A 12,049-nucleotide genomic window follows, 5' to 3' on the forward strand; every position below is an offset into this window, starting at 1 on the left:
CTCAGTCCCTGACCAACGGTGCGCCCGCGTCGCGCCAGGCCACCACACCACCGCGCAGACTCCGTGCGTCCCGGTGCCCCATCCGGGTGAGCAGGGCCGCGTAGCGCGCGGACTTCTCACCGACCGGGCACACGAGCAATACCGGTGTGCCCGCACCGAACGGCAGCCCACCGTGGACGAGTTCGTCGAACAGCTCGTCGACGATATTGATCGAGCCCTCGATGTGGACCGCGCCGTAGGCGAAGGAACCGCGCAGGTCGACGACCACCGGCCGGTCCCGGGCGATCCACGCACGCGCCTGGTCCACGTCGACCGCTGCCACGGCGGCGATCTCGGCGTCGGTCACCGTGCTCACCGAATTCGGGCGCACCGGTTGCTCGAGCAGATCGGGCCTGCGCTTGCGCACATAACTGAGATAGCTCTCCACCCGATCGCACACGATGAACACAGCGGTGCGCCGCTCGGTGAGCTCCGCGTCGACGGCCCGCAGATGACGCAGCGCCCCGAAGTAGGCGGCACCTGCGGTCGGCCCGCCGAGGATCCCGCAGCGGCGATTGAGGGTGAGCATGCCCTCGATCGCCTCCTGCGAGGTCACCGCGTCGATCGTGTCGTAGTTGTCCGGGTCGAACAGTCCGACTTCGTTGATCTCGTCGATATTGCGGATGCCGGGGATGAAATCGGACTTGTCGGCGACCAACCCGATCACCGACACCGCCGGATTGTGTTCACGCAGCACACCTGCCACGCCCGTCGAGGATCCCGCGGTGCCGATACAGGCGACGAAGATGTCGGGGCCCGCGCCGTCGAGGTCCTTGATGATCTCCGGCGCGGTCCCGGTGCGGTGCGCGTCGAGGTTGCGGGTGTTGAAGTACTGATCGGTGTGCAGGTAGCCGCCGCCGTCCTCGGACAGCATCCGGTACATGCGGCTGAGCGGGTCTTCGGTGTCGGTCGGGTCAAGGCATTCGGTCTGGCCGGGCAGTTCCTCGATGCGGGCGCCGAGCAACAGCAGCAGCTCCTTGATCTCGGGCACCTTCATGCGGTTGGTGACGCTCTTGAACGGCAGTCCGTGCATCGCCGCGATCACCGCCAGCGCCTTGGCGGTGTTGCCGCTGGACAACTCGACCACGGCGTCACCCTGTTCCACGGCTCGGGACAGGCCGTCACGCACCATGTTCCAGGCCGGACGGTCCTTCACCGAACCGAACGGATTGAGCATCTCCATCTTCGCGTAGAGGTCGATATTGGTGAGCCCGTGCACGGCCGGGTCGATCCGGACCAGCGGCGTGTCCCCGATGACGTCGAGAATGCTGTCGTACTTCATGCGCGGTTCCCTTCCACGGGCCAATACTGTTCATCCAGGCACCACGTCCACCCGCCCTCGCCGGGGCGGACCGCGATCGTGCGGGCGACCGGTTGCATCAGCGCGGAATCGGCCGCGAAATCCATGAAGTAGCCCGCCGTGTTCACGAACGCGAGCAGATCCCCCGGCACCGGAGTGCGCGCCAGGGTGACCTTGCGGCGGGTGATGAAGTCGTCTTCGAGACAGAGATTGCCCGTGAGATACACCCCCACCGGGTCACCGGGACGTTCGGGCAGCAACACCGGATCCATCAGCACCGCATGGTGTTCGGCGCTGATGTCACGGGAATTCGCGGCCACCCGGACCAGGATTTCGCCCTCCTCGGTGGTACGCACCTCCGAGACCAGGGCCAGGGTGAGGCCGCATTGGTCGGTCAGCGAACGACCCGGTTCGATGTGCAGGTCGTAGAGGTTTTCCAGGAGCAGGGTGGCCAATGTTCGGCCCAGCGAAGGCGACTCGCGGCTCAGCAGTTCGTCCAGGTAGTCCGCACCGGCGAGTTCGCGATGGGCGGGATAGAGGCCGAGGGTGCCGCGCAAGGTGCCTGCCTGTGCGCGCAGGCCGTAACCGTGGCTGTGCCAGGTCATGGGTGGGCGTGTGCCGAGCACCGCGTTGCCGAGTTCGGTGGTGTAGCGGTGCCATTCGGCACGGTCACGCAGGTAGCTCACGCCGAAACCGCCGCCGATATCGATCGCGGTAGGGGTGAATCCCCTGATCTGGGCTTCCCGCATGGCCAGCAGGCACCCTTCGAGGGCCAGGGCCTTCTCGTCGAGGCCTGTGGTGTCGAGGTGGTAGGCCATCCCACGCAGGTCGAGGGCGTCGCGGTGCCGGTCGAGCAGGTCGAGGGTCGAGGGCAGTTCGCGGATGTGCAGCCCGAAACGGCTGCGTCTGCTGGCAATGGTCACCCCGGGCGAGTCGAACGCCGACAGCCGGATCATCACCCGCGTACGCGGCAACCCCGAATCGGTGACCAGCCGGGCCAGCTCGGCGAGCTCCTCGCGGGAGTCGGCGTTGACGACCGCACCGACCCGTGCGGCGAGCCACAGGAATTCCCGGTCCTTGGGGCCGGTCGCCATGATGCGATCACCGGTGAATCCGCACTCGAGCGCGTGCCGCAGCTCCCCGAGCGAGGCCACGTCGATTCCGCACGCCCCCGCCGCCAGCGCCCGCACGATTGCGCTCGACCGGTTCGCCTTGTGCGCGAAGAAGATGTTCCCACTCAGCCGGTGCGCGCGGTACACGGCGCGGTAGCTCGCCGCGTTCTCCTCGAGTTGTTGTGGCACAACCACATTCAGTGGTGATCCGAGCGCGGCGGCCAGCTCCGCGAGCTTGCCGGGCGTGTCGAGCACCGCGCGAAGCGACCCACCGATTCGCGGCGTCAAGACCAGGTCCGGTTCCACACTGCCCCCATCCGAGCCACGTTTGTTGACAACGATTTTCGCTAGGACATCATGTCCCCGACCCCTTTCCCACACAAGCCGGCGAGCGTCAGTGCGCCACAACAGGTTCGATTTCCAGGGTAGCCACCACCGCCCGCAGGTGACCGGTTTCGCCGGTCCGATATGCGACACTGACCCGATGAGCGATGCCGACGCCGGTGCGGGCAGCTACGTCGAGAAGGGCGAGTTCCGCCGCGACACCAACTACATCACCACACGCGTCACCGCCGACGGCCGCGACGGCTACCCCGTCGAACCCGGCCGCTACCGCTTGGTCGCGGCCCGGGCCTGCCCGTGGGCCAACCGCACCCTGATCGTGCGTCGCCTGCTCGGGCTCGAGCCGGTGCTGTCACTCGGCCTGTGCGGGCCCACCCACGACAAACTCAGCTGGACCTTCGACCTCGACCCCGGCGGCGTCGATCCGGTGCTCGGCATCCATCGCCTGCGTGACGCCTACCTGGCCCGGTTCCCGGACTATCCGCGCGGGATCACCGTGCCCGCGATGGTCGAGATCGCGACCGGGCAGGTGGTCACCAACGACTACGCCCAGATCACCCTCGATTTCTCCACCGAGTGGAGCGCCTATCACCGGCCGGGCGCGCCGCAGCTGTATCCCGAACCGCTGCGCGAGGAGATCGACGCGATCAACCGGGAAGTGTTCACCGAGATCAACAACGGCGTCTACCGCTGTGGTTTCGCCGGCGCACAGGACGCCTACGACGCGGCCTACGACCGGCTCTTCGCCGCGCTCGACCGGGTGAGCGAGCGGTTGCGCACCCAGCGCTACCTCGTCGGCGACACCATCACCGAAGCCGACGTGCGGCTGTTCACCACCCTGGCCCGCTTCGATCCGGTCTATCACGGGCACTTCAAGTGCAACCGCGCCAAGCTCAGCGAGATGCCGGTGCTGTGGGCCTACGCCCGCGACCTGTTCCAGACACCCGGCTTCGGCGACACCATCGACTTCGGCCAGATCAAGGAGCACTACTACGTGGTGCACCGCGACATCAACCCGACCGGCGTCGTCCCGAAGGGCCCCGACCTGTCCAACTGGCTCACCGCGCATCATCGCGAGGAACTCGGCGGACGCCCCTTCGGTGACGGCACCCCACCACCCCCACCGCATCCCGGCGAAGAGGTGCCCGCGATCACGGAGTGACCAGCCCCACGAAATGAAAACGGCTGCGCCTGATTGCCTTTCCGAAACCGGGGTATGCGCCCATCGGGTCCAACGGACGGCCCACGGTCACCGACGCTGACCGAGCGATCTGTCTGGAAGGAACAACTGTGAGTCTCGCGGACAAGGCGAAGAACAAGGCCGAAGAGCTCGTCGGCAAGGCCAAGGAAGCGGCGGGCAAGTCGACCGACGACCGCTACCTCGAGCACGAGGGCAAGACCGATCAGACCAAGGCCAACATCAAGGACGCGGGCGAGAAGGTCAAGGACGCCTTCCGCCACTGACACCTGACACCCCGCGAAACGCCTCGAACCCTTCGGTCCGGGGCGTTTCGTGCTGTACAGCAGCGCCGAAACAACTTGTCGGTCAAGGCGGTTAGGGTCTCGAACGTGTCAGAACAGACCTTGCGGGCGATAGCGGAACTGGTCGAATCCGCACGACCGAACGAGTCCTTTGTCGCCCGCCGCACCATTCCGGCAGAACACCTCCGTCTCTCGATCCACGGACTCGGCGGGCTCGAATGGCCGGTTACCCCAGAGCGGGCGGCCAAGATCCGGACGTTGGCGCGGCCCGCGCGATACGGGTTGGGCGAGCTCACCTTGCTCGACCCGACGGTCCGCGATACTTGGGAGATTCCCGCAGCCCTCGTCACGGTCGAGGAAGAGCGCTGGAACAGCGCCCTGACGCCGATTCTCGATGAGCTCCGCACCGAACTGGGGTTGCCCGCACACTCCCCGCTGACAGCGGAACTCCACTCCATGCTGCTCTACGAGCCGGGGCAGTTCTTCCGGCGGCACCGGGACTCGGAGAAGGCCGATGGCATGATCGCCACCCTGGTCGTCACGCTCCCCGGCACGTACGTCGGCGGCGAGCTAGTCGTCGAGCATCGTGGCGAGAGCTTTACCGAACAGGGCTCCCCGGATGAACTCGTGCTCACCGCGTTCTACGCCGACTGCGAACACGAGGTGTTACCAGTGACGACGGGGCACCGAATCACGTTGACTTACAACCTGATCACGAACACATCCGCCGCCGCGCTCCCGGCTCCCCCGGACGCGTTGACGCACCAGCTTCGGCAGCACTTCACCGATCCAGCGCAGGCGGAGCTTCAGAGCAACGGCCGGCCCGTGCACGCCCCGAGCCGGTTGGTCTACCTGTTGGATCACCAGTACACGCAGCGCGGGTTGACCTTCGACCAGCTCAAAGGAGCTGATGCCGCACGCGTATCGGTACTGCGCAGTGCGGCGGAGGTCACCGACTGTGGAACCGCACTGGTACTCGTCGAGATCTGCGAAACGTTCGAAGGCCGATTCGAAGACTCGGAGTGGATGTACGGGCGAAGCAGGCGCTGGGAACGTCGGCGAGACGAGTGGATCGTGGTCGATGAAAGCTGGGAACCACACGAAGAACCGGACCTCGACACCATCGCGCGGGAATTTCGTGACAATCCCGACTTCACGACAACGCCGGTCGACCACCCCGACCGGATCGCACAATCAGATCCCACCGACACGGACGTCACCCTGACCTGGTGGTCGGGCGAGGTACCTCCCACCGCCGCGCAGACGGCCTTCCACGTCGACGAGACCGAACTGTGCGACGCCTTCGCCGCACCGGGAAACGACGCCTACGCCTTCGAGAGCGCGGGATTCCTCGGCAACGAAGGGAATACCGCGGACCGCTGGTATCGGCGAGCGGCCATCGTCGTCTGGCCGAGGAATCCCGTCGAGCCTCCCCGAACCGGAACGGATGCCGAGCCGGCGACTCGGGGACCGTGGAAGCGCCTGATGCGACGGTTCGCCTGAACCGACGGCCGGCATCGTCCTAAGGGAACGTTAGGAACCTCCGTCGTGGCTTCCGTGGGGGCTGTGACAGCCGACACAGTGGTCTGCGACGGCGCACTGCCGCGCCGAAAGAGGAGGTCCAAGGTGACAACGACACAGGTCGGTGGTGAGAAGCGGGTCGTCGCGAATGTGTTGCGCGGGTCGATCGGCAATCTGGTCGAGTGGTACGACTGGTACGTCTACGCCGCGTTCAGCGTGTACTTCGCGAAGGCGTTCTTTCCCGACGGCGACCCGACGGCCCAGTTGCTCTCGACGGCGGCGGTTTTCGCGGTCGGGTTCATCATGCGCCCGATCGGCGGGTGGGCGCTTGGCCGCTACGCCGACCGGTTCGGTCGACGCGCCGCGCTGACCCTGTCGGTCACCGTGATGGCCGCCGGGTCGCTGATGATCGCGGTGACCCCCGGCTTCGCGACCATCGGCATCGCGGCGCCCGTACTGCTGCTGCTGGCGCGGCTGCTGCAAGGACTCTCCGTCGGCGGCGAATACGCCACCAGCGCCACGTATCTGTCGGAGGTGGCCTCGCCGGGGCGGCGCGGTTTCTACTCCAGCTTCCAGTACGTGACCCTGGTCGCGGGCCAGCTCACCGCCCTCGGTGTGCAGATCGTGCTGCAGCAGGTGCTCTCCGCCGAGCAGATGTACAGCTGGGGCTGGCGCATTCCGTTCCTGATCGGCGCGGGTGGCGCCATCGTGGTGATGCTGTTGCGCCGCGGCATGGACGAGTCCGAATCGTTCGAGGCCGCGACGAAAACCGCCGCCGCGACCCCGAGCAGCTCGCGCGGTTCGCTGCGGGTGCTGCTGCAATACCCGCGCGAATGCCTGCTGGTCGTCGGCCTGACCATGGGTGGCACCGTGGCGTTCTACACCTACACGACCTACATGCAGAAGTTCATGATCAACACCTCGGGCATCTCCAAGGACACCGTCGCCTGGATCAACTTCGTCGCGCTGCTGGTCTTCGTGGTCCTGCAGCCGATCGCGGGCGGACTGTCCGACCGCATCGGGCGCCGCAAGCTGCTCATCTTCTTCGGCGTCGCGGGCACCCTGCTGACGGTGCCGATCATGACCGCCCTCGCCCACACCGCCAACCCGCTGGCCGCCTTCGGCCTGATGATGCTCGCGTTGGTGATCGTCACCGGCTACACCTCGATCAACTCGATCGTGAAGGCCGAACTGTTCCCGACCAAGATCCGCGCGCTCGGCGTCGGCCTGCCGTACGCGCTGACCGTCGCCATCTTCGGTGGCACCGCCGAGATGATCGCGTTGGCGCTGAAGAAGGCGGACCTCGAGTCGCTGTACTTCTTCTACGTCGCCGGATGTATCGGGATCTCGCTGGTCACGTACTACTTCATGCGGGAGACCTCGGCCGAGTCGACCATCGAAGCCGAACGCGAGGTCAACGCCGACCCGGTGGAGCCGGAACGGGCGATGGCCGCCGTGCGTGGCTGACCGTGCGGTACACGCGCCGATCCAGGCCCTGTGGGAGGATCGGCGCGTGCGACTTGCGGTGGTCGAAGACGACGACGGAGTGGGCGACGCCCTGGTGGAGGCGCTCACCGCACGCGGCTACCGCGCCGAGCGCATGCGCCGCGGCGCCGACCTGCTCATCGCCCACCGCGACTACGACGCCGTACTCCTCGACCTCGGCCTGCCGGACGCGGACGGACTGCAGGTGCTGCGGCAACTGCGCGAGGTGAGCGCCGTGCCGGTGCTGATCCTGACCGCCCGCAGCGACGAGCGGTCCATCGTGCGGGGACTGCGCGGCGGCGCCGACGACTACGTGGTGAAACCACCACGGATCGCGGAGCTGATGGCGCGGCTCGAGACGGTGCTGCGCCGGGCAGCCGCCGTCGCCAACCAGAGCAGAACCGAGGTCGTCACCGGGGATGTGCGCGTCGACCTGCGCGCCCGCACGGTCGAGGTCGGTGGATCGCCGGTCTCGCTCACCCAGAAGGAATTCGAGCTGGTCGAGGCACTCGTGGAACGACCGGGTGCGGCGGTGAGCAGGCAGCAGCTGATGGACCGCATCTGGGGCGACGCGTTCGTCGCGGTGTCCCGCTCGCTCGATGTCCACATGACCGGGTTGCGCGCCAAACTGAACCGGCCGGGACTGATCACCACCATTCGCGGCTACGGGTATCGGTGGGGGCAGTGATCACCGGAGGATGCGCGTGCGCCGCCGGCTGCTGATCGTCCTCACCGTATTCGCCGCGCTGGCGGTGCTGTCCTTCGCGGTGCCGCTGTCACTCACCGCCGCCACCAGCCGCACCCAGCAGTTGGTGCTCGGCCGTTCCGGCGACGCCGACCGTTTCGCCACCCTCGCCGACGGAGCCGGTTCTCCCGACGGGGTGCGCGCGCTCGCCGACGAGGTGAACCGCTACCACGAGCTGTACGGCGAGAACGTGCTGGTCGTCGACGCCCGGGGCGCGCCGATCGTCAATGCCGGTGTGGTGGTGACCGATTCGCGCATCAGCGCGGCGCTGGCGGCGGCGCGACGCAACCAGCGGCCCCAGCACCAGGATCGGCTCACGCCGTGGAGCGCGCCCGTCTTGCTCGTCGCGCGTCCCGTCGGCACCGGTGTCCAGGTGAACGGGGCCGTCGTGATCGAGGCGTCGACCGCCGCGGCGCGTACCGCGATCGCCAGGACCTGGGCTGTCATCGCGGTCGGCGGGTTGGCTGCGATGATCGGGTTCATGCTGCTGGCGCTGGTCCTCAGCCGATGGGTGCTGCGACCGCTGGCCGCGATGTCGGGCGCCGTCGCCGAGCTCACCGCCACTCTGCCCAAGCCGCGTGGGCGCGCCCCGATTACAAGGAACTACGGCGGTCCGCCCGAGGTCCGCGCGCTGGCCGAGTCGGTCGACGCCATGGCCACCGCGGTCGGTGACTCCGCCGACGCGCAACGTCAACTCGTCGCCGACACCGCGCATGCCATGCGTAACCCGCTGGCCGCCTTGATGATTCGGCTCGATTCACTCGAGTACGCCGTGCCCGCGACCGCGTCGGCAACCTTTCGTGGTGCTACCGCGGAAGTGGAACGGTTGACCGCGCTGCTGGACGACCTGCTCGAGCTCGCCGTCGCGGAAACACCTGCGTCGTTCGGGACCGCGGCGTCCGAGGAAGAACAGTGCGATCCGGCACAGGTTGTCGCCGACCGCATAGATGCCTGGGTGTCGGCGTTCCAGGAGGCGGGCATTCAATTGGCCGCCCTCCCGCGGACGTCGGCCGTCCAACCGTCGGATTCGAGTGCTGCGTCCGGTGGGACCAACGTGGCCGTTGCTCGCGCTTCGTCGTCGGAAGGCAGCGGCGCGAGCAGCTCGGCCGCGGCGCACGTTCCACCGCCTGACGACAGCGGCGCGATCAACTCGACCGCAGCGCACGTTCCACCGCCTGACGACAGCGGCACGCTGAACCCGACCGCGGCTCGGGTTTCAGCGCCTGACGGCGGGGAGGTGACCGCGGCGATCAGTTCGGCGGCGCTGGCGCAGATTCTCGATGTAGCGCTGAGCAATTCCTGCCGATACGCGGGTGCCGGAGCGCACACCCACGTCACCATCGAGGCCGAGCCGGGCTGGGTGACGGTCCGGGTCGCTGATGACGGGATCGGTGTCGCACCGGAGGAACTCGCCAAACTCACCACCCGCTTCTTTCGCGGCACCACAGCTGTCCCGGGCGGCACCGGACTCGGACTCTCGATCGCGCAGGCATTGGCCAGAGCACACGGTGGCGAACTGGCTGTGGAGGCGGTACAGCCGCACGGACTCGCCGTGGCAATCCGGCTACCGGCGGTGCTTCGATGAGCGGCGCCGTGCTGAGCAGGCACTGTCCGATGCAGGCGGTGACCCGATGAGCGGCGCGGTACCGATGGCGCGTCGTCGGATGCTCGCGCTGACCGCGCTCGCCTCGGCGGCGCTCTTCGGCTGCGGCACGGGCGACCGGTCGACAGTGCGCTTGGCCTCCGGCGAGGACGGCGGCTTCTATTTCGCCTTCGCCCGGCTGCTGGCCACCACGGCCGCGAACGAAACCGACCACGTCCGGATCGAGCCGGTGGAAACCGCCGGCTCCCAACAGAATCTGCGGATGATCGCCGATGGCGAGGTCGAAACCGCGCTGGCGCTGGCGGATTCGGTGGGCGACTTCGCCGGACGGGTACTGGCACTGGGCCGCGTGTACGAGAACTACCTGCAGTTGACGGTCCACGCCGACAGCGGAATCGAGCAGGTGGCCGACCTGCGTGGCCGACGAGTCAACCTCGGCGCGGCCGGTTCGGGTGCCGCACTGACCGGTGCACGCCTCCTGGCCACGGCAGGCCTCGACCCGACCGTCGATGTGGTGACTGAACATCGTCCGCTGCGTGAGGCCGTCCGGGCATTGACCGACGGTGACATCGACGCCTTGCTGTGGGCAGGCGGCGTACCGACCGCCGCCCTCACCGTGCCCGATCCGATGCGGCTGCTCGATCTCGGCGCACTGGTCGCACCGATGCGCGCGGAGTACGGCCCCGTCTACGACCACGTCGCCATCCCCGCCGACGCCTACCCGGGCAGCCCCGCCGTCCACACGATCGGTGTCACCAACCTGCTCCTCGCCACCGCCACCCTGCCCGACGAAACAGCCGCCGCCATCGTCGAACTCCTCCTCTGGCACGCCGATGCCCTGGTCCCCGCCGAGGCCGCGGGCACCCAATTCCTCGACGGCCGTTTCCTCATCGGCACCGGCACCGTCCCCCTACATCCTGGCGCCGCCGAGGTCTACCGCCGCTGGCACGGCTGACCGGCTCCCGCGATGCTGTACAGCGCGCGGTCATCGTCGCGGCGGACCGGCAGGGTCAGCGCGCTCCGGGTATCGCGTCGGCGAGCTGATCGGCCGCGTCCAGTGCCAGCCCGAAGATGTCGGCGGGCAGGGTTCGGCCGTGGCAGACGGCGATATCGCAGCCGGCGTAGGCGCCGGTGCCGAGCAGGATCGCCGACAGGTTCTGCGCGTCGAGCAGCAGCGCGCGTTCCTCCGGTGTCGCGCCGGTCCGCTGGATCGGGTCGGGCGCGATGTTCGGGTCGTCGAGGGGTTCCGGCTGGTTCTCGACGGCGGCGACGATCCGGTGGAACAGCATTCGGTTGTCGGGATTGCTTGTGCCGGTGAGGAATCCGGTGAGATTGTTCGGGTCGATGGTCGCGGGCACGCCGAGCCGGACGATCACCAGGTCACGACTGGGAATCACCACGGCCAACTGGCCGAGGGCACCGGAGAAGGCGATCGCGTCGTGCGGGAGACCGGGGAACAGGCGGTGGTTGTAGTGGGCGGGCACCGGCACGTTCACCCCGCGGAAGGTCTCCCCCGCGTTCAGCCACAGCAGGAAGCCGTACCCGCCGTTGGCCTCGGTCGGCGTGGCTGCCTGGCGCAGGTAGTCGGCGTCGATCAGCCGGTTGCCCGCCCATTCACCCTGTTGCAGAACGAGCCGGGCGATTCGGGCCAGGTCGGCGGGGCGCATGGCCAGACCACCGGCGACGGCGGTCGTGGCGTCGCGATCACGCAGCCACACCCAGTGATCGCGGGGAATGCCCAACGGGCCCATCAGTTCTCGCTGCACGAAGTCCTGATAGTCCAGGCCGGTGGTGATCTCGATGATGCGGGGGAGCAGGCCGAGCACCGCCTGCGCGTACTGGAAGGTGGTGCCCGGTTCGTAGTCGATCGGGGCGGCCAGGATTCGGTCGACGGTGCTGGTGGCGATCGATGCGACGTCGGCGGGCCAGGAGAAGTGCAGGCCGGTGGTCTGGGTGAGGACCTGGCGCACCGTGATCCGCGCGTGCGCGGGGTCGGCCGTCGGGAAGAACCGGCCGATGGGGTCGTCGAGCCCGAAGTGACCGAGGGTCACCGCCCGGCCGACCGCGACGGCGGTGACCCCTTTGCTCGCACTGAACAGCGGCATCGGCAGGTCACCGGTCGGCGCGTGGTCGGCCACCAGGCAGCCGTGCCGGTAGACCTGGATGGCGTGGGCTTTCGCACCGATGCCGAAATCGATCGCGGCGGCCAGCGCGGCGTCGTCCATGCCGACCTCGGCGGCCGCGCGCCGTTCGGGTGCGGCACCGGGCGCGGCCTCGACGCACCGGGTCTGCGCGTGCGCGGCCGGTGGCTGGATCACCGCGGGACTCAGCGCGAGCGCGGTGGTGAGCACGACCGTGCCCAAGCGGGACGACATGAACAAGACCTCCAGGGGTGGCGCGGGCCCGCAGGCCTGCCGTCG

Annotated in this window: 10 protein-coding genes; 7 read left to right on the top strand and 3 right to left on the bottom strand. The window is 68.2% G+C overall.

Translation table 11 applies throughout. The features are described from left to right. Position 1: 1 nt before the first annotated feature. Positions 2-1,321, bottom strand: a complete 1,320-nt coding sequence (locus tag AB0F86_RS10260; RefSeq protein WP_356983373.1) for a pyridoxal-phosphate dependent enzyme — start codon at positions 1,319-1,321, stop codon at positions 2-4. Further along, positions 1,318-2,739 (bottom strand): Y4yA family PLP-dependent enzyme, encoded by a 1,422-nt coding sequence (locus tag AB0F86_RS10265; RefSeq protein WP_357171643.1) that lies wholly within the window; start codon positions 2,737-2,739, stop codon positions 1,318-1,320. The genes AB0F86_RS10260 and AB0F86_RS10265 overlap by 4 nt, the downstream gene beginning before the upstream one ends. 196 nt (positions 2,740-2,935) lie before the next feature. On the opposite strand from AB0F86_RS10265, the gene AB0F86_RS10270 reads away from it, so the two are divergent. The 7 genes from AB0F86_RS10270 (at position 2,936) to AB0F86_RS10300 (ending at position 10,584) form a co-directional block, all read left to right on the top strand. Then, a complete protein-coding gene (locus AB0F86_RS10270; protein ID WP_356983376.1) occupies positions 2,936-3,955 on the top strand; it encodes a glutathione S-transferase C-terminal domain-containing protein in 1,020 nt (339 codons plus the stop codon). Between the two features lie 128 nt (positions 3,956-4,083). After that, complete coding sequence (locus AB0F86_RS10275; protein WP_181697322.1) at positions 4,084-4,257, top strand: CsbD family protein; 174 nt, start codon at positions 4,084-4,086, stop codon at positions 4,255-4,257. 105 nt (positions 4,258-4,362) lie between these two features. Then, positions 4,363-5,778, top strand: a complete 1,416-nt coding sequence (locus AB0F86_RS10280; RefSeq protein WP_356983378.1) for a 2OG-Fe(II) oxygenase — start codon at positions 4,363-4,365, stop codon at positions 5,776-5,778. A 123-nt stretch (positions 5,779-5,901) separates the two neighbouring features. Next, positions 5,902-7,263 (top strand): MFS transporter, encoded by a 1,362-nt coding sequence (locus tag AB0F86_RS10285; RefSeq protein WP_356983379.1) that lies wholly within the window; start codon positions 5,902-5,904, stop codon positions 7,261-7,263. 46 nt (positions 7,264-7,309) lie between these two features. Beyond that, positions 7,310-7,969 (top strand): response regulator transcription factor, encoded by a 660-nt coding sequence (locus tag AB0F86_RS10290; protein ID WP_356983380.1) that lies wholly within the window; start codon positions 7,310-7,312, stop codon positions 7,967-7,969. Positions 7,970-7,979: 10 nt separating this feature from the next. After that, positions 7,980-9,611 carry a sensor histidine kinase gene (locus AB0F86_RS10295; protein ID WP_356983382.1) on the top strand — a complete coding sequence of 544 codons (1,632 nt, stop codon included), beginning with the start codon at positions 7,980-7,982 and terminating at the stop codon, positions 9,609-9,611. Positions 9,612-9,657: 46 nt separating this feature from the next. Then, entirely contained in the window at positions 9,658-10,584 is a 927-nt protein-coding gene (locus AB0F86_RS10300; RefSeq protein ID WP_356983384.1) for a TAXI family TRAP transporter solute-binding subunit, read from the top strand. Between the two features lie 55 nt (positions 10,585-10,639). Here the strand turns inward: AB0F86_RS10300 and AB0F86_RS10305 are convergent, their stop codons facing one another. Next, positions 10,640-12,004 (bottom strand): serine hydrolase domain-containing protein, encoded by a 1,365-nt coding sequence (locus AB0F86_RS10305; RefSeq protein ID WP_356983385.1) that lies wholly within the window; start codon positions 12,002-12,004, stop codon positions 10,640-10,642. Positions 12,005-12,049 lie beyond the last annotated feature (45 nt).

The organism is Nocardia sp. NPDC023733 (assembly GCF_040639775.1).
In the GTDB taxonomy this organism is placed as follows: domain Bacteria; phylum Actinomycetota; class Actinomycetes; order Mycobacteriales; family Mycobacteriaceae; genus Nocardia; species Nocardia rosealba.

What these genes read in the sequence shown, in the direction of transcription:
- AB0F86_RS10260 (WP_356983373.1), bottom strand. Translation starts at nt 1,321, where the DNA reads ATGAAGTACGACAGCATTCTCGACGTCATCGGGGACACGCCGCTGGTC.
- AB0F86_RS10270 (WP_356983376.1), top strand. Translation starts at nt 2,936, where the DNA reads ATGAGCGATGCCGACGCCGGTGCGGGCAGCTACGTCGAGAAGGGCGAG.
- AB0F86_RS10295 (WP_356983382.1), top strand. Translation starts at nt 7,980, where the DNA reads ATGCGCGTGCGCCGCCGGCTGCTGATCGTCCTCACCGTATTCGCCGCG.
- AB0F86_RS10300 (WP_356983384.1), top strand. Translation starts at nt 9,658, where the DNA reads ATGAGCGGCGCGGTACCGATGGCGCGTCGTCGGATGCTCGCGCTGACC.
- AB0F86_RS10305 (WP_356983385.1), bottom strand. Translation starts at nt 12,004, where the DNA reads ATGTCGTCCCGCTTGGGCACGGTCGTGCTCACCACCGCGCTCGCGCTG.